This window comes from Streptomyces sp. NPDC092952 (assembly GCF_044754785.1).
Taxonomy (GTDB): domain Bacteria; phylum Actinomycetota; class Actinomycetes; order Streptomycetales; family Streptomycetaceae; genus Streptomyces.
On record NZ_JBIVPT010000014.1, the window covers coordinates 62,710 to 78,833 of the forward strand.

The 16,124-nt window shown below is 73.9% G+C and carries 14 protein-coding genes, 1 pseudogene and 1 riboswitch; of the genes and pseudogenes, 5 read left to right on the plus strand and 10 right to left on the minus strand.

Features of this window, described 5'->3' with window-relative positions; translation table 11 throughout:
• Positions 1 to 55: 55 nt before the first annotated feature.
• A riboswitch (cobalamin riboswitch) is annotated at positions 56 to 128 on the minus strand.
• A 114-nt stretch (positions 129 to 242) separates the two neighbouring features.
• The 3 genes from cobG to ACIQGQ_RS27600 all read left to right on the plus strand — a co-directional run bounded on the left by cobG (position 243) and on the right by ACIQGQ_RS27600 (position 3,767).
• Positions 243 to 1,571 carry a precorrin-3B synthase gene (gene cobG / locus ACIQGQ_RS27590; RefSeq protein WP_402400336.1) on the plus strand — a complete coding sequence of 443 codons (1,329 nt, stop codon included), beginning with the start codon at positions 243 to 245 and terminating at the stop codon, positions 1,569 to 1,571.
• Positions 1,572 to 1,632: 61 nt separating this feature from the next.
• Positions 1,633 to 2,259, plus strand: a complete 627-nt coding sequence (locus ACIQGQ_RS27595) for a precorrin-8X methylmutase (RefSeq protein WP_402400339.1) — start codon at positions 1,633 to 1,635, stop codon at positions 2,257 to 2,259.
• A gap of 2 nt (positions 2,260 to 2,261) precedes the next feature.
• On the plus strand, positions 2,262 to 3,767 hold the full coding sequence (locus ACIQGQ_RS27600; protein WP_402400342.1) for a precorrin-2 C(20)-methyltransferase: 1,506 nt from the start codon (positions 2,262 to 2,264) through the stop codon (positions 3,765 to 3,767).
• Here ACIQGQ_RS27600 and ACIQGQ_RS27605 read toward each other — a convergent pair.
• Entirely contained in the window at positions 3,752 to 4,525 is a 774-nt protein-coding gene (locus tag ACIQGQ_RS27605) for a cobalt-precorrin-6A reductase (protein WP_402400344.1), read from the minus strand. The genes ACIQGQ_RS27600 and ACIQGQ_RS27605 overlap by 16 nt on opposite strands.
• 11 nt (positions 4,526 to 4,536) lie before the next feature.
• Between ACIQGQ_RS27605 and ACIQGQ_RS27610 the strand changes: the two genes are divergently transcribed.
• The gene (locus ACIQGQ_RS27610) at positions 4,537 to 5,670 is read left to right on the plus strand and encodes a cobalt-precorrin-5B (C(1))-methyltransferase (RefSeq protein WP_402400346.1); all 1,134 of its coding nucleotides are present in this window, start codon (positions 4,537 to 4,539) and stop codon (positions 5,668 to 5,670) included.
• A gap of 392 nt (positions 5,671 to 6,062) precedes the next feature.
• Here the strand turns inward: ACIQGQ_RS27610 and ACIQGQ_RS27615 are convergent, their stop codons facing one another.
• Positions 6,063 to 7,067 carry a MerR family transcriptional regulator gene (locus ACIQGQ_RS27615; RefSeq protein ID WP_402400349.1) on the minus strand — a complete coding sequence of 335 codons (1,005 nt, stop codon included), beginning with the start codon at positions 7,065 to 7,067 and terminating at the stop codon, positions 6,063 to 6,065.
• 146 nt (positions 7,068 to 7,213) lie between these two features.
• On the opposite strand from ACIQGQ_RS27615, the pseudogene ACIQGQ_RS27620 reads away from it, so the two are divergent.
• Positions 7,214 to 7,321, plus strand: a pseudogene (locus ACIQGQ_RS27620) (threonine dehydratase); the annotation flags it as partial.
• A 246-nt stretch (positions 7,322 to 7,567) separates the two neighbouring features.
• Here ACIQGQ_RS27620 and ACIQGQ_RS27625 read toward each other — a convergent pair.
• From ACIQGQ_RS27625 to ACIQGQ_RS27660, 8 genes are all read right to left on the minus strand, one after another.
• Positions 7,568 to 8,830: a hypothetical protein gene (locus ACIQGQ_RS27625; protein WP_402400351.1), complete on the minus strand. Its 1,263-nt coding sequence runs from the start codon at positions 8,828 to 8,830 to the stop codon at positions 7,568 to 7,570.
• A gap of 38 nt (positions 8,831 to 8,868) precedes the next feature.
• Positions 8,869 to 10,137 (minus strand): sensor histidine kinase, encoded by a 1,269-nt coding sequence (locus ACIQGQ_RS27630; protein ID WP_402400354.1) that lies wholly within the window; start codon positions 10,135 to 10,137, stop codon positions 8,869 to 8,871.
• Positions 10,128 to 10,781: a response regulator transcription factor gene (locus ACIQGQ_RS27635; protein WP_402400357.1), complete on the minus strand. Its 654-nt coding sequence runs from the start codon at positions 10,779 to 10,781 to the stop codon at positions 10,128 to 10,130. Before ACIQGQ_RS27635 ends, ACIQGQ_RS27630 begins: the two co-directional genes overlap by 10 nt.
• 338 nt (positions 10,782 to 11,119) lie before the next feature.
• Positions 11,120 to 11,869 carry a precorrin-4 C(11)-methyltransferase gene (gene cobM, locus ACIQGQ_RS27640; RefSeq protein ID WP_366293910.1) on the minus strand — a complete coding sequence of 250 codons (750 nt, stop codon included), beginning with the start codon at positions 11,867 to 11,869 and terminating at the stop codon, positions 11,120 to 11,122.
• Entirely contained in the window at positions 11,866 to 13,125 is a 1,260-nt protein-coding gene (cbiE, locus tag ACIQGQ_RS27645) for a precorrin-6y C5,15-methyltransferase (decarboxylating) subunit CbiE (protein ID WP_402400360.1), read from the minus strand. The genes cobM and cbiE overlap by 4 nt, the downstream gene beginning before the upstream one ends.
• Positions 13,118 to 14,140, minus strand: a complete 1,023-nt coding sequence (locus ACIQGQ_RS27650) for an ABC transporter substrate-binding protein (protein WP_402400362.1) — start codon at positions 14,138 to 14,140, stop codon at positions 13,118 to 13,120. The genes cbiE and ACIQGQ_RS27650 overlap by 8 nt, the downstream gene beginning before the upstream one ends.
• 15 nt (positions 14,141 to 14,155) lie before the next feature.
• On the minus strand, positions 14,156 to 14,941 hold the full coding sequence (locus tag ACIQGQ_RS27655) for an ABC transporter ATP-binding protein (protein WP_402400365.1): 786 nt from the start codon (positions 14,939 to 14,941) through the stop codon (positions 14,156 to 14,158).
• Positions 14,941 to 16,050, minus strand: a complete 1,110-nt coding sequence (locus tag ACIQGQ_RS27660; RefSeq protein WP_402400368.1) for a FecCD family ABC transporter permease — start codon at positions 16,048 to 16,050, stop codon at positions 14,941 to 14,943. The genes ACIQGQ_RS27655 and ACIQGQ_RS27660 overlap by 1 nt, the downstream gene beginning before the upstream one ends.
• Between the last annotated feature and the right edge of the window lie 74 nt (positions 16,051 to 16,124).

Below are 16,124 nucleotides of genomic sequence, written 5' to 3' on the forward strand. Positions count from 1 at the left end.
GGCGGTGTCGGATGGAACGCCCCTGCCCGAAGAGGACCGGGGGTTCCGGTGAGGGGAGTTCCTGACTCACCCGGCCGTGGCCGGGCTCACAGTGGCGGGACCGCGCCGGAATCGCACCGGGCTTCCTCCCCTTGTCGCCGTCTGTGGCGACGACGTGCCGGTTGGCCCGTCGCTAGGCATAGTAAGGGCCGGTCGCCCTTCGGCGTCAGGCGCATCCGTTCGGTTCCGTCCGGATCGTCGGTATGCTCGCCGCCATGCCCCCACCTGCCGTTTCCTCCGCCGATCCGTCGGGCGCTCCGCCGTCCCGGGGCCGTGGTGACGCCTGCCCCGGCGCGCTGCGGCTGCACCGGGCGGACGACGGTGCGCTGGCCCGGGTCCGGGTGCCGGGCGGTCTGCTGACGGCGGACCGGGCGGACGCCCTGGGAGCCGCGGCGCAGGCCCTGGGCGACGGTGAGGTGCATCTCACTTCGCGTGGCAACATCCAGTTGCGCGGGCTGCGTCCGGACTGCGGGGGCGAGCTGGCCGGACGGCTGGACGCGGCGGGGCTGTTGCCCTCCGTACGCCACGAGCGGGTGCGCAACGTCGTGGCGTCCCCGCTCAGCGGGCTCGACGGCCGCGGTGTACGGGACGTGGGGCCCTGGCTCCGCGAACTGGACGCGCTGCTGTGCGCGGACGAGCGGGCGGCCGGGCTGTCCGGCAGGTTCCTGTTCGTCCTCGACGACGGGCGCGGCGATGTGGACGCGCTGGGCGGCGATGTGTCGCTGCTGGCCCTGGACGGCGCGTCGGCGCTGCTGCGGATCGGCACGGCCGGGTCCGTGCTGCGGGTCCCGGCCGCGCAGGCGCCACGGGCCGCCCTGGTGGCGGCCGGTGCCTTCCTGGAGCGGGCCCCGGACACCGGGGTGTGGCGGGTTTCCGACCTGCCCGGTGGTGGGGACGGGCTCCTCGGCCCGGTCGCGGAACGTCTGCGGGAGGCGGGGGTCGACGTCGGGGACGGCGGGCACCGGGAGTGTCCGGGCGGCTCGGACGGGCCGGTGCCCGGAATCGTGACCGGCGCGCCGTCCGGGACGGCCGCGCTGTCGGCCGGGCTGCCGCTGGGGCGTGCCACGGCCGCGCAGTGGCGGACACTGGTGGGGACGGCCCGTCACCAGGGCCGCGGCGAGCTGCGTCTGACGCCGTGGCGCGGCGTCGTCGTCCCGGGCGTGGAGCCGCGGGAGGCGGCCGGGGCGCTGGACGCGCTGGCGGCGGCCGGTCTCGTCGTCGCGCCCGACTCCCCCTGGGCCGGGGTGGGTGCCTGCATCGGCCGGCCCGGCTGCGCCAGGTCGCTGGCCGACGTGCGGGCCGAGGCGGCGGCCTCGGTGCGGGCCGTGGGACCCCTGCCGGTGTACTGGTCCGGGTGCGAACGCCGGTGCGGTCACCCGCGCGGCACCTGGGTCGATGTCGTGGCCGCTCCCGGCGGGCGGCACCATGTCTCCGTCGTACGGGACGGGGAGCGGGGCACGCCCGTGCCGGTCGCCGACGGGTCGGACGGGCTCGCCGCCGCGGTGGCCGCGGCCCGCCGCGCCCACGGCTGACCCCCGCCCCACTCCCCGTACCCGAACCGTTGTCACCTCCGACGAAGAGAGCGAAAGCACTGTGCACCAGTACGAGAAGGACGGACCGGCGATCTACCGCCAGTCGTTCGCCACGATCCGGGCGGAGGCCGATCTGGCCGGTCTGCCCGCCGATGTGAGCCAGGTCGCGGTCCGGATGATCCACGCCTGCGGGATGGTCGATCTCGTCCGGGACCTCGCCTTCTCCCCGGAGGTGGTGTCCCGTGCCCGCGCCGCGCTGCAGGCCGGTGCGCCCATCCTGTGCGATGTGGCGATGGTCGCCAGCGGTGTCACCCGCAAGCGGCTGCCCGCCGGCAACGACGTGGTGTGCACGTTGTCCGATCCCTCGGTCCCCGGCCTCGCGAAGGAGCTGGGCACCACCCGCAGCGCCGCCGCGCTGGAGCTGTGGCGCGACCGGATGGAGGGAGCGGTGGTCGCCGTCGGGAACGCGCCGACCGCCCTGTTCCGGCTGCTGGAGATGATCGAGGAGGGAGCGCCGCGTCCGGCCGCCGTCATCGGTGTGCCGGTCGGTTTCGTCGGCGCCGCCGAGTCGAAGGACGCGCTGGCCGCGCATCCGTCCGGGCTGGAGCATCTGATCGTGCGGGGCCGCCGCGGCGGCAGCGCCATCGCGGCCGCCGCCCTCAACGCCATTGCCAGCGAGGAAGAGTAGACGTGAGCGAGCAGAGCACGGGCCGGCTGTACGGGGTCGGGCTGGGGCCCGGTGATCCGGCCCTGATGACCGTACGCGCGGTGGAGGTCATCGCCGAGGCCGATGTCGTCGCCTACCACAGCGCCCGGCACGGGCGGTCCATAGCCCGCTCCATCGCGGCGAAGCACATCCGTGCCGACCATGTCGAGGAGCAGCTGGTCTACCCCGTCACGACGGAGACCACCGACCATCCGGGCGGCTACCGGGGCGCCATGGAGGAGTTCTACGCCGAGGCGGCGGCCCGGCTGGCGGCACATCTCGACGCCGGGCGCACGGTCGCCGTGCTCGCCGAGGGCGATCCGCTCTTCTACGGCTCGTACATGCACATGCACAAGCGGCTCGCGGACCGCTATCCGACCGAGGTGGTCCCCGGGGTCACCTCGGTCAGCGCGGCCGCCGCCCGGCTCGGAACCCCGCTCGTGGAGGGCGAGGAGGTGCTGACGATCCTGCCCGGCACCCTGCCGGAGGAGGAGCTGACGGCCCGTCTCGCGGCCACCGACGCCGCCGTGGTGATGAAGCTCGGCCGTACGTTCCCGGCGGTGCGCGGCGCGTTCGAGGCGTCCGGCCGGCTGCCGGAGGCGCGGTACGTCGAGCGCGCCACGATGGCCGGGGAGCGGGTGGGCGAACTGGCGGACGTGGAGCCCGGGTCGGTCCCGTACTTCGCGGTCGCGGTCCTGCCCAGCCGGGTCGGGGCGGTGCGCCCGGAGCGTGTCCCGGAGGGCGGCGGGGTGACGGTGGTGGGCACCGGCCCGGCCGGGCCGCTCTGGCTGACCCCGGAGACGCGCGGGGCGCTGGCCGCCGCGGACGACCTGGTCGGCTACACCACCTACCTGGACCGGGTGCCGGTCCGGCCGGGGCAGGTGCGGCACGGCTCGGACAACAAGGTCGAGTCGGAGCGCGCCGAGTTCGCCCTGGACCTGGCCCGGCGCGGGCGCCGGGTGGCCGTGGTCTCCGGCGGCGACCCGGGGGTCTTCGCCATGGCGACGGCCGTCCTGGAGGTGGCCTCGCAGGAGGAGTACGCGGGCGTGCCGGTGCGAGTGCTGCCGGGGGTGACGGCGGCCAACGCGGCCGCGGCCCGTGCGGGCGCCCCGCTGGGCCACGACTACGCGACGATCTCGCTCTCCGACCGGCTCAAGCCGTGGGAGGTCGTCGCGGAGCGGCTGCGCGCGGCGGCCGGGGCGGACCTGGTGCTGGCGCTGTACAACCCCGGCTCGCGGAGCCGGACCTGGCAGGTCGGCAGCGCCCGTGACCTGCTGCTGGAGCACCGCTCGCCGGACACCCCGGTGGTCCTGGGCCGGGACGTGGGCGGCCCTGCGGAGAGCGTGCGGACGGTGCGGCTGGCCGATCTCGACCCGGCCGAGGTCGACATGCGGACGATCCTGATCGTGGGGTCCTCGCAGACCCGCTGGGTGGAACGCGAGGGCGGACGGCAGATCGTGTGGACGCCGCGCCGCTACCCGGAGGGCTGAGAGGTCGTCCTCCGCAGGGCGTGCCCGCGCAGCCAGGCGACGGCCGACTCCGGGGTCTCCACGACCGGTACGCCCTCGGGGGCGGGGGGCCGCCGCACCACCACGACCGGGATCCCCGCCTCGCGGGCCGCGGTCAGCTTGGGGGCGGTGGCGGCGCCCCCGCTGTCCTTGGTGACGACGACGTCGACGCGGTGGCGGCGGATCAGCTCGCGCTCCCCGTCCAGGGTGAACGGCCCCCGGTCCAGCAGGACCTCCATCCGGGCCGGGTACGGCTGCTCGGGCGCGTCCACCGAGCGCATCAGGAACCACAGCTCGTCCAGCCCGGCGAAGGCGGCCAGGCCCATCCGCCCCGTGGTGAGGAAGACCCGCCGCCCCAGCGCGGGCAGGGCCGCCGCCGCCCCGGCCAGCGAGCCGACCGGGTGCCAGTCGTCGCCGTCCCCGGGCACCCAGCCGGGGCGGCGCAGCGCGAGCAGGGGAACATGGGCGGCAGCGGCGGCGGCCGCCGCGTGGAAACTGATCGTCCCGGCGAAAGGATGGGTGGCGTCGATGAGCACGTCCACCCGGTGGGTACGCAGCCACCCGGTCAGCCCGTCCACTCCCCCGAACCCGCCGATCCTGACCTCACCGGGCGGCAGTCTCGGGCCCGCCACCCGTCCGGCCAGCGAGCTCGTCAGCCGGTCACCGGCGGGGAGCTCTTCCACCAGTGCCTCGGCGAGGCGGCGGGCCTCCGTCGTGCCGCCGAGTACGAGTACATGCATCGGAACCATCCATGGGTGAGATCGAGGGCGGGCGCGACGCCCAGCTGAAACACACCGGCCTGCGGCCGGGCTGGACCACCGGCGCCTGCGCGACCGCGGCGGCCACCGCCGCGTACACGGCCCTGCTGACGGGCGACTTCCCCGACCCGGTGACGATCACCCTACCCAAGGGGCAGACGCCCGCCTTCGCGCTCGCGGTGGAGGAGCTCGCCGGGGAGCGGGCGACGGCCGGGGTGGTGAAGGACGCGGGCGACGACCCCGATGTGACGCACGGCGCCCTGGTCCGGGTCTCGGTGCGGCGGCTGCCGCCGGGCTCGGGGGTGGTGTTCCGGGCCGGGCCGGGGGTGGGCACGGTCACCCTGCCCGGGTTGCCGCTCGACGTCGGGGAACCCGCGATCAACCCGGTGCCGCGCCGGCTGATCCGGGAGCACCTGGCCCGGGTCGCCGCCGGGCACGGGGGGTCGGGGGACGTCGAGGTGACGGTGTCGGTGGACGACGGCGAGGAGATCGCCCGGTCCACCTGGAACCCGCGCCTGGGCATCCTGGGCGGTCTGTCGATCCTCGGCACGACCGGGGTCGTGGTCCCGTACTCCTGCTCGGCGTGGATCGACTCGATCCGCCGCGGGGTGGACGTGGCCCTGGCCGCCGGGCTGACCCATGTGGCGGGGTGCACGGGCTCCACGTCGGAGCGGACCGTGGTGGCCGAGTACGGGCTGCCGGAGATCGCACTGCTCGACATGGGGGACTTCGCGGGCGCGGTGCTGAAGTACATCCGCCGCCACCCGGTGGACCGGCTCACGGTCTGCGGGGGGTTCGCGAAGCTGTCGAAGCTCGCCGCCGGCCATCTCGACCTGCACTCCGGCCGGTCCCAGGTCGACAAGCCGTTCCTGGCCCGGCTGGCCCGGCGGGGCGGCGCGGACGAGACGCTGGCGGCCGAGGTCGCGGTGGCGAACACGGGGCTCGCGGCGCTCCAGTTGTGCCTCGCGCGGGGGGTGCCGCTCGGGGACCTGGTGGCGGTGACGGCACGGGACGAGGCGCTGTCGGTACTGCGGGGCGCGCCTGTCTCGGTGGACGTCGTCTGCATCGACCGGGCGGGCACGGTCGTGGGCCGCAGCGGTGTGCGCGGGCCGGTGCGCGGCGGCTGAGCGGCGAAGGCGGCCGGGCGGCGCCAAGCCCGGCCCTGTGCCATCAGGGCTGTGTGCGGCAGCATCAGTACACCGTCCGGACCGGCGAACTCGACGCACAGCGACTCGAAGTGGTTCCTGCGGCCGGTCCGCTCCACCACTCGTCCGTCGTCGTCCGGTGGCCCCGGGCCGAGCCGCTACCGGGCCGGGCCCGCCAGCGTGCTGATGGGCAACGGAGGGCACACCTCCGGCTTCCGGGTGAGTCCCACCGGTTCCTCCGGAGGTCCGCTCCCGTCCCGGACAGCCGCGACATGAGCCTTCGCCTCATCCTTCACCATGGCGCAACCAGTTCTCGATCCCGACCGTGCCAGTGCCAGTCGCACATCGCCCGGATCGAGGTCTCGAACGCACTCTCAGTCGCCGTCCCGCAGGCGCAGTACGTGGGCGGCGGTCAGCGCGACGGCCCGGTCCCGGTCCTGTGCCAGGGCGGCGAGGGCTTGCGCGGCCTTCGTGCCCGGGATGTCGGCGAGCGCCTGGGCGAGCCGCAGCCGCTCGCCCGGTGCGGTGCCGTCCCGGGCGAGCCGGTCGACGAGTCCGGTCGCGATCCGGTCGGCCGCGGCGGGGTCGTGGGCGAGGGCGGCGAGCGCGTCGGCGGCGTCGGTGTCGCCCCGGCCTTCGACGACCATGGCGAGGAGTTCGGGTACCGCGTCGGTGGCGCCCCGGGCGGCCAGCGCCAGGGCCGCGGGGGCCCGGACCTCGGGGGCCGGGTCGGCGAGGGCCGTGCGCAGCGGTGCGGCCCCGGTGGTGTGCGGCAGGGCTGCCAGGGCCCGCGCGGCACGCTCCCGTACCTGGGCGGAGGGGTCGCACAGGGCCTCGGCGAGCAGGGCCTGGCCGTCCTCGCCGGAGCGGGCCAGGGCCCAGCGCAGGGCCCCGGCGACGAGCGGGTCCGGCTCGCCCAGTACCGCCTCGACCAGGGCCTCCGCCGGTACGGGGCGGTCGTCGGCGGTGGACAGGGCGGCGCGCTGCCGGGCGCCGGGGCTCGTGGATCCCAGCTCCTGGAGGAGCGCCACGGTCCGCAGGACGTCCGGCCAGCCGGCCGGGTCCGCGGCGCCGATCCGCCGCAGCCGGGTGAGCAGTTCCGTCTCGGCGGCGATGCGTTCCCGGGTCCGGCGGACGAGGTCGTCGACGAGCGCGGCAGGCGCGAATCCGGGGTCGTCGAGCGCCCGGGCGACCTCGCGCAGCGAGAGCCCCAGCGAGCGCAGGCTCTCGATGTGGAAGACCCGCCGGATGTTCTCCTCGGAGTACTCCCGGTAGCCGGACTCGTTGCGGTCGTCGGGCCGGACCAGGCCGAGCGACTCGTAGTGCCGGAGCATACGGGCGCTGACCCCGGACCGCCGCGCGACCTCACCGATCAGCACCGTCACCGCTCCTTCGCGTCTCTCCCCCGGTCCGTCCCGGCAACCCTAAGGGCTTGCCGGAGAACAACATGTGGGCCAGCAGCACGCTGACCTGCGAGCCCAGGTCGCGAAACCCATAGGTTGATTCCCGGCAAGTCCTAAGGGCTGTCGAGCCTTCGGCCGCACTCGGCATCGCGGCGATCCTCGAAGGCCGTGACCGCTTCGCCGGCCGACACGTCGTCACCATCGAGTGTGGCAGCACCGTCGACGCAGAGCGCCTGCTTCCGGCATCCGCCGCCACCGCGACCGACCAGCCAGGGCGAGCGGGGCGGTCGAAGCCATTGACACCGGCTTCGACCGCCCCGCGGGAGCCTGCGGATATCACCGGGCTGCCGGAGGCGGCCCCGGCCGCCCGCGCTGTCCGCGGCTCGTCGGCGTGTGCGGAGTGGGCGCGGCTCCCTGAGCGGCCCGGCACGATGAGCCCGTCGGCCGGGTGGGCCGGCCGGGCGCCGTACGGTCCGTCAGCCCATGTCCACCAGGAGGGTGTTCAGTTCCTTCTCCTGCTGTGCGGGCGACATCGGCGCGTTCGAGTGATCGATACCGAAGGTCCCCAGCACCTTGTCCATCTGAGCGTCGATGGAGGTCCAGCCGGTGTTGTCGAGCGGCTGCAACGACGCCTGGTCGGCGTCCCACAGGTCACGCAGCGACTGGGCGGCCGTGTGGGCGCCCTTCGCGTTGCCCGAGCGTGCGTCCTTGAGCGAGGTGGAGGCGAGGTTCTTCAGCGCGGCGACCTTGGCGGGCGGGAACTTCTGCACCGCCACGCCGGGGGCCATCCGGACGGCGGAGGTGTTGTCGGCCTCCGGCGCCGGGCCGACGTGCGGCTGACCGTGGGCCCAGACCAGCAGGCCCGTGGTCGCGACGGCGAGCAGCCCGAAGCCGGCCAGCGCAATGCGCTCCTTGCGCGGGTCGCCGGTGGCATGGGCCGCCTCGCAGGTCTCGGTCACGTCCGAGCGCGTCACCGTCAGGTAGACCACCGTCGCCAGGATGAGGCCGAGGAAGATCAGGCTGGTGGTGGAGGTGCCCAGCGCGAGACCGGTCGGCTCGCCCGGCCGAGCGGCCTTCGGGGAGGCGAGCCAGTCGCCTGTGTTGGCGCCCAGCGGGCGGGTCAGGATGTAGGCAAGCCAGAAGGACAGCACCGGGTTCGCGCCGAACTTCCACAGCAGGGCGATCGCCGCGATGAGGCCGAGCGGCAGCAGTACCGAGGCCCCCGGGCTCCAGCCGGTGACCTCAAGGGTCCAGTCGCCGGTCGCGGTGCCGAGCGCGAAGGTGACGAGAACGGCGAGCCAGTAGAACGACTCGCGCGGAAGCGTGGTGACCGAGTGGATCGAGAGGGTGCGCTCGCGCAGCCACCACACGCCGAAGACCACTGCGAGCAGGGCCGAGAACACGGCGGAGCTGATCCACAGCGGCACGTTGAGCCGGTCGGTGAGGATGTCGGTGTACAGCGTGCCCGTGACGCTGACAACGACGACGGTCAGCCAGTAAGGGAACGGGACGTACCGCTTCAGCCGCAGTTGGAAGGCCAGGACCACCACGAAGACCGCGGTGAAGATCCAAGCCGTGTTCACCAGGCCGACGCCCAGCTTCATGTTGATCCAGTCGGCGAAGCTCTCACCCACGGTGGTGCACAGGATCTTGATCACCCAGAACCAGACGGTGACCTCGGGGACCTTGTTGAGCATGAGGCGCCCGCTGCGCGTACGCGCTTCCGTTGTTGTTGTCATACGGGAAGGTTTGCGGGAGGAACCTGCAAGCAACCTGACTACGTGGCCGCACGCGCGGCCGGGAGTGTCACCTCTACGTGACCGCGGCCGTCCGCGATCGCGCGGACCTCCACACCGGCCGAGGCGGCGATGCGCCTCACCACCGGCAACCCCAGCCCGTACCCGTCGCCGCCGGTCACACCCGCTTCGAAGACCCGGTCGACCTCAGCGGAATCGAACCCGGGGCCGTCGTCCAGAACATCGACCACAATTGTCCCGCTCTGGACGCGCGCGGTGATCCACACACGCGACCGCGCATGCCGCAGGCCGTTCTCCAGCAGGGGCGACAGCAGCGACACGGCGACGTCGGGCGCCACTGCGATGTCGGTCTTCGCGGGAATGGCGACCTCGACCGCGCGGCCGGCGACCGCCTGCCGCGCGGCGGAGCGCAGATCGCACCGGGCCTCGTCGTCGGTCCGTGCGCGCGCGGCGCGCAGAATCGTCGTGATCGCCGCATCGAGGCGGTCGGCCTCGCTCAGCACCGCCTCCGGCGCCACCGGCTCGCCGGACAGCTGCGCCAGCTGCGCCTCGCCCCGCAGGACCGTGAGCGGTGTCCGCAGCTCGTGGGCGATCTCATCGGTGAGCCGGCGCTCGTCCACCAGCGCGGTCTCGACGCGCTCCAGGAGGTGGTCCAGGGTCCGCCCCAGTTCCCCGAACTCGTCGCGTGGGACTCCGAGGTTGAAGCGGCGCCCGGGTTCGTGATGGCCCCAGTCGTCGGCGAGTGCGGCCATCTCGTGTACGACCCGCAGCGCGCGGCGTACCACGAGGTGCGCGACCCCGCCGGCGAGGAGGATCGTGAGGCCGCCCAGTACCAGCGACAAGGTGAGACTTCGCTGCTCGGACGTCTCGTAGGGCGTGAGGTCCACCCGGGCGATCACCAGGACGTGGTGACCGTCGATCGGGACCTGCCGCGCGTACAGGAGATAGTCGCCGACCGACGTGGTCTGCGACCGCCCCGAGTCTGCCAGCGCCTCGACGCGATCGAGCATGCCCGGGGGTATGTTCCCATCGATCAGGCGGCCGTCGGCATACACCCAGGCGACCTCGTCCAGTGCCTCGCTGCTGTTCTCCGTGAGCACGACACGGCCGCCCTTGGCGGTGACGTTCGCCGCGACCGCCTCGGCGCGGGTACGCGCCAGATCGTGCGCGTCGGCGTCCGTCACCCCGCTCAGCAGGACGTGCGAGACCACGACCAGCACCACGACCACGGCGGTGGCGATCAGCACAGTGAGCGCGACGACCCTGCTCCGGAATCCCGTCACTGCCATCGGTAGCCCACGCCGCGGACGGTCACCAGACGCTCGGCCACACCCAGCCGCCCCAGCTTGGTCCGCAGCCGGCGCACGAAGGAGTCGAGGGTGTTGTCGCTGACCTGCGCTCCGTGCGGCCAGCCGGCGGCGATGAGGGCGTGGCGACGTGCCGCGTCGCCCTGCGAGGCGATCAGCCGGCCCAGCAGCCGGAACTCGGTCGGGGTCAGGCTCTCGCTCACCGAACCGTAGGTCACCACGTGCTTCGCCGGATCGAGGACGACCTCGCGCGGTGCGGGCGCCGCGGTGGCCCGGCGTAGGAGGGCTCGGACCCGGACCAGCAGTTCCGGGATGTCGAAGGGTTTGGTCATGTAGTCGTCGGCTCCGGCCTCGAAGCCACCCACCTTGTGATGCAGGCCATCCAACGCGGTGAGCATCAGGACCGGCACGTCGACACCGCGTGCCCGAAGGGCCAGGCAGACGTCGCGGCCGTCGGCGTCCGGGAGCCCGAGATCCAGGACGACCAGATGGGGCGCCGGTGCGAGCTGCCGCAGCAGGCTGTCGGCCGTGGCGGCGACGGAGACGGTGTGGCCGTCGTACTCCAGGGCGCGCTTGAGGACGCCACGGACCGCCGCGTCGTCCTCGCACACCATGATGAAAGCCACGTGCTGACCCTAGATACTCCCGTCTCGGTTCTCCATCTGCCCTGATCAGCCGCCTGCCGGTCGTGAGGGGCCCTGTCGCCGCACGCCGTGTCCTGCCGAGCGACGGTGCGGCCGAGCCGCAGCAGCGGGGGTTGGTCCGTGGCGACCCACCACAGCTCGAAACCGGTGATGCCCCGGTCGGCGAGCACCAGCATGCCCGGACCGGGCGGTCCAGCAGGCCGGAACCAGGCACCGGCAGTGTCCTCGTCGGCCACCGGTCGGCAGACACGGTCGAACAGTGCCTTCGACGGCTCCGGCCCCTGCCGTGAGCGGGCCCGGCCGACCACCCCGGTCGCCGGTCAGCAGGTGTGGCGGTCGCGGGCGGGCGAGTAGAGGTGGCTGTCGCGGAACTGCTCGGCGCCCAGGGTCCGGCCGACCATGATGACGGCGGTACGGATCACGCCTGCCGCCTTCACCTGTCCGGCGATGTCGTCGAGGGTGCCGCGCAGGACGATCTCGTCCGGGCGGGAGGCCAGCGCGACGACGGCGGCCGGGCAGTCGGCGCCGTAGTGCGGCAGGAGTTCCGCGACGACGCGGTCCACGTACCGGGCGGCGAGGTGCAGCACGATCAGGGCGCCGCTGCGGCCCAGGGTGTCCAGGTCCTCGCCCGGCGGCATGGCGGTCGCCCGGTGGGCGATCCGGGTGAGGATGACGGTCTGGCCGACGGTCGGCACGGTCAGTTCCCGCTTGAGCGACGCGGCGGCGGCGGCGAACGCGGGTACGCCGGGCACCACCTCGTAGGGCACCCCGGCCTCGTCGAGCCTGCGCATCTGCTCGTTGACGGCGCTGAACACGGCGGGGTCGCCTGAGTGCAGCCGGGCCACGTCGTGACCGGCCTCGTGGGCGGCGAGCAGTTCGGCGGTGATCTGGTCGATGTCGAGCTGCGCGGTGTCCACCAGCCGGGCGTCCGGCGGGCAGGTGTCGAGCAGTTCCCTGGGCACCAGGCTGCCCGCGTACAGGCAGACGGCGCAGGAGGCGAGGAGGCGGGCGCCGCGCACGGTGATCAGGTCGGCCGCGCCGGGGCCCGCGCCGATGAAGTGGACGGTCATCTGTGGGTGTCTCCTGAGTGCGGTGCGGATGCGGTCGGGGGTTTGCGCACGGACCACTGGGTGACCGGCATGGCCTGGCGCCAGCCGGTGAAGCCGCCGACCGGCACGGCGTGCGCGACGGAGAGCCGGACCAGTTCGCCGCCGTGGCGGCGGTGCGCCTCGGCGAGCAGGGCCTCGGACTCCAGGGTGACGGTGTTGGCGACGAGCCGCCCGCCGAGCGGCAGCGCCTCCCAGCAGGTGTCGAGCAGACCGGGCCCGGTGAGCCCGCCGCCGATGAACACGGCATCGGGGACCGGCAGTTCGGCCAGCGCCCCGGGGGCGCGGCCGGTGACCACGCGGAGGGCGGGCACGCCGAGGCGGTCGGCGTTGCGGATGATGCGCGCGGCGCGTTCCGGGTCGCGTTCGACGGTGATCGCGCGGCAGGACGGGTGGCTGCGCATCCATTCGACCGCGATCGATCCGGAGCCGCCGCCGATGTCCCAGAGGAGTTCGCCGGGGGCGGGGGCGAGGACGCCGAGGGTCGCGGCCCGGACGTGCCGTTTGGTGAGCTGTCCGTCGTGCTCGTACGCGTCGTCGGGCAGGCCCGGTACGGCGCCCAGGCGGAGGGCGCCGGGGGCGCGGCGGCAGTCGACGGCCACGATGTTCAGCGGGTCGGACGGGGGGTGCGGCCAGTCGTCGGCGGTGCCCTCCAGGCAGTTCTCGGCGGGGCCGCCGAGCTGTTCCAGCACCCGGAGCCGGCTGGGGCCGAAGCCCTGTTCGCGCAGGAGCCGGGCCACGTCGGCGGGGGCGTCGGCGTCCGCGCCGAGGACCAGGACGCGGCGGCCCTCGTGCAGGTGGGCGGCGAGCCGGGCGGTGGGGCGGCCGACCAGGGTGACGGTCTCGGTGTCCTCGACCGGCCAGCCGATGCGGGCGCAGGCGTAGGAGACGGACGAGGGGTGGGGCAGGACGCGCAGCCGGTCGGCGCCGAGCACCTCGGTGAGGGCCCGGCCGATCCCGTAGAACATGGGGTCGCCGCTGGCCAGGACGGCGGTCCGGCTCCCGGCGTGCTCGGCGAGGAGTCCGGGGACGGCGGGGCGCAGCGGCGAGGGCCAGGCGACCCGCCGGCCGGGGCAGGACGGTGGGAGGAGGTCCAGCTGGCGTCCGGCGCCGATGAGGACCTCGGCGCCGGTCAGTGCGGTGCGCGCCGCGTCGGTCAGTCCCGCCCAGCCGTCGGCGCCGATGCCGACGACGGTCACCGGGTCCGGCAGGTCAGCCATGGGACACCTCCTTCAGGTAGGTGGCGAGGGAGGCGACGGCGGCGGGGTTGCGGGGGCTCTCCACCAGGTCGACGTAGTCGAGGACGTAGATGCGGTCGTTCTTGATCGCGGAGACGTTGGCCAGCGGCGGGTAGGACTTCAGGAACTCCTTCTTCTGCTCGGCGCTCCGGTCCCCGTAGTTGTTGATCACGATGACCTCGGGGTCGCGGGCGACGACGGTCTCCCAGCCGACCGTCACCCAGGTGTCCTCGAGGTCCTTCATGACGTGGTCGCCGCCGGCCTTGGTGATGATGTCGTGCGGTCCGGCGAAGGCCCCGGCGGTCAGCGGTTTGTCCCGCCCGTCGTCGTAGAGGAAGACCCGGGGGCGGTCGGAGCCCTTGGGGGCGGTGTCGCGCGCCTGGGCCACCTGCTCGCGGAAGTCGGTGACGAGGGCCTCGGCGCGGTCCTCGACGTCGAAGATCCTGCCCAGGTTGCGCAGGTCGGTGTAGAGCGCGTCGAGCGGGGCCATCACCCCGCGCGCGTTGCCTTGGCCGTTGCGGCAGGACTCGCTGAGCAGGTACGAGTCGACGCCCACGCGCCGGAGTTCGGCGGGGGTGAAGCCGCCCTCCTCGCTGAATCCGTAGTTCCATCCCGCGAAGACGAGATCGGCGCGGGCGTCGAGGACGAGCTCCTTGTTGATGGTCTTCTTCGAGAGCCACGTGGTCTTCCCGTACCCGTCCTTCCAGGGTACGGAGGTGAGGTCGCCCTTGTCGTCGGGCATCACGTAGCCGGCCATGCGGTCCGCCAGGCCGAGCGCGAACATGATCTCGGTGATGCCGACGTCGTTGGTGACGACGCGCCGCGGGGCCTTGTCGTAGGTCTTCTTCTCTCCGCAGTTCTCTACGGTCACCGGGTAGTGGTCCGACGCGGCGCTTGCGCCCTTCTCCTCCTGGGAGGTGGGCAGTTGGGCGCCGCACCCGGTGAGGACCAGAGCGGCGGCGAGGGCGAACGCGGCGGGGCGTGCGGGGTGGGGCATGGCGGTGGTGCGTCCTCAGGAGTCGGTTCGGGCGGGGGCGAGTCGGTCGAAGAGCAGTTGCACGGCGCCGGTCTCCGGATGTGCGACGCGGTGGGCACGTACGCCGAACACATCGGCCAGCAGCTCGGGGGTGAGCACGTCGTGGGGGGCGCCGGACGCGACGATCCGGCCCCCGGAGATGACGTGGAGCAGGTCGCAGTGGAGTGCCGCGAGGTTGAGGTCGTGCAGGGAGGTGAGGACGGTGGGGCCGCTGTCGCGGACCAGCGCCAGGACGTCCAGTTGCTGGGCGATGTCGAGGTGGTTGGTCGGTTCGTCGAGTACGAGGAGCCGGGGCTGCTGGGCCAGGGCGCGGGCGATCAGGACCCGTTGCTTCTCGCCGCCGGAGAGGGTGAGGAAGCCCCGGTCGGCGAGGTGGGCGGCGCCGACCCCGGCCAGTGCCTCGGCGCAGGCCGTCCGGTCCGCCTCGGTGGCCCGGCCCATCGACGACTGGTGCGGGGTGCGTCCCATGGCCACCACCTCGGCCACCGTGAAGTCGAACTCGGAGACGGCCTCCTGGGGAAGGGCGGCCAGCCGGCGGGCGCTCTCGCGCGGGCTCATCGCGTACAGGTCCTCGCCGTCGAGCCGTACGGTGCCCGCGGAGGGGCGCAGCGCCCGGTAGACGCAGCGCAGCAGGGTCGACTTGCCGCTGCCGTTGGGGCCGACCAGGCCGACGAGTTGTCCCGTGCCCGCGCCGAGCGTGGCGTCGGCCACGAGCCGCGCGCCGGCGATCTCGACGGTCAGGGCTTCGATGTCGATCCGCATCAGGCGCCTCCGAAGGTGTAGGTGCGGCGGCGCATCAGCAGCACGAAGCACGGCACGCCGATGGCCGCGGTCAGTACGCCCACCGGCAGTTCGGCGGGGGCGAGGACCACCCGCGAGAGGATGTCCACCCAGATCATCAGGACGGCGCCGACCAGCGGGGCGACGGCGAGCAGCCGCCGGTGGTCGGCGCCGACGAGCATCCGTACGCCGTGCGGCACCATCAGTCCGACGAAGCCGATCGCGCCGCTCACCGCGACCACCGCCCCGGTGACGGCCGCGCAGACCACGAAGAGTTCCTTGCGCAGCCGTCCGGCGTCGACGCCTAGGGCGGCCGCCGTCTCGTCGCCCATGGCGAGGGCGTTCAGCCGGCGGGCGGACCAGGCGAGGTGGGCGATGCCGCAGAGCACGGCTCCGGCGGCGATCGGCACCGAGGCCCAGTTGGCGCCGCCGAGGCTGCCGAGCATCCACATCATCGCGGAGCGGGCGGCCTCGCCGTGTTCGGCCGCGAAGACCATGAAGGTGGTGACGGCGGAGAAGCCGTAGTACATCGCGGTCCCGGTGAGGACGAGCCGCAGCGGGGTGAGGCCGCGTGCGGTGCGGGCGATGGCGTACACCAGCATCATGGCGAGGAGCGCGGCAAGGAACGACGCGGTGGACAGCGCCCAGATGCCCAGGGCGCCGAAGGCACCGAAGATGAGTACGGCGTTGGCGCCGACGGCCGCGCCCGAGGAGATGCCGAGGACGAACGGGTCGGCGAGCGCGTTGCGGACCATGGCCTGCACGGCGATGCCGATGGCGGAGAGCCCGGCGCCGACGACCGCGGCCAGTACGGCGCGCGGGAAGCGCAGCTCCCAGACGATGGTGTACGCCGCGACCTCGTCGGGCGATATTCGGCCGCCGGTCAGCCCGGCCCACAGATGGCTCAGCACCTCGCCCCAGGAGAGCCCGGACGCCCCGATGCCCGCCCCGCAGACCAGCGAGAACAGCAGCGCCACGACAAGAACGGGAACGAGGAGCGCGGGTGACATCCGGCGTGGCGGGGCGGGGCCGGAGGCGGCAGGGGCCGCGCGGGACGGCACGGCGGGGCGACGGTCGAGGGGGATGGCCACGGGCGGTTCGCTTTCGCCTCGGGCCGTGCATCTACGTCATCAACGGAGCGGCCCGGACGCCGCGCGCCCGATGC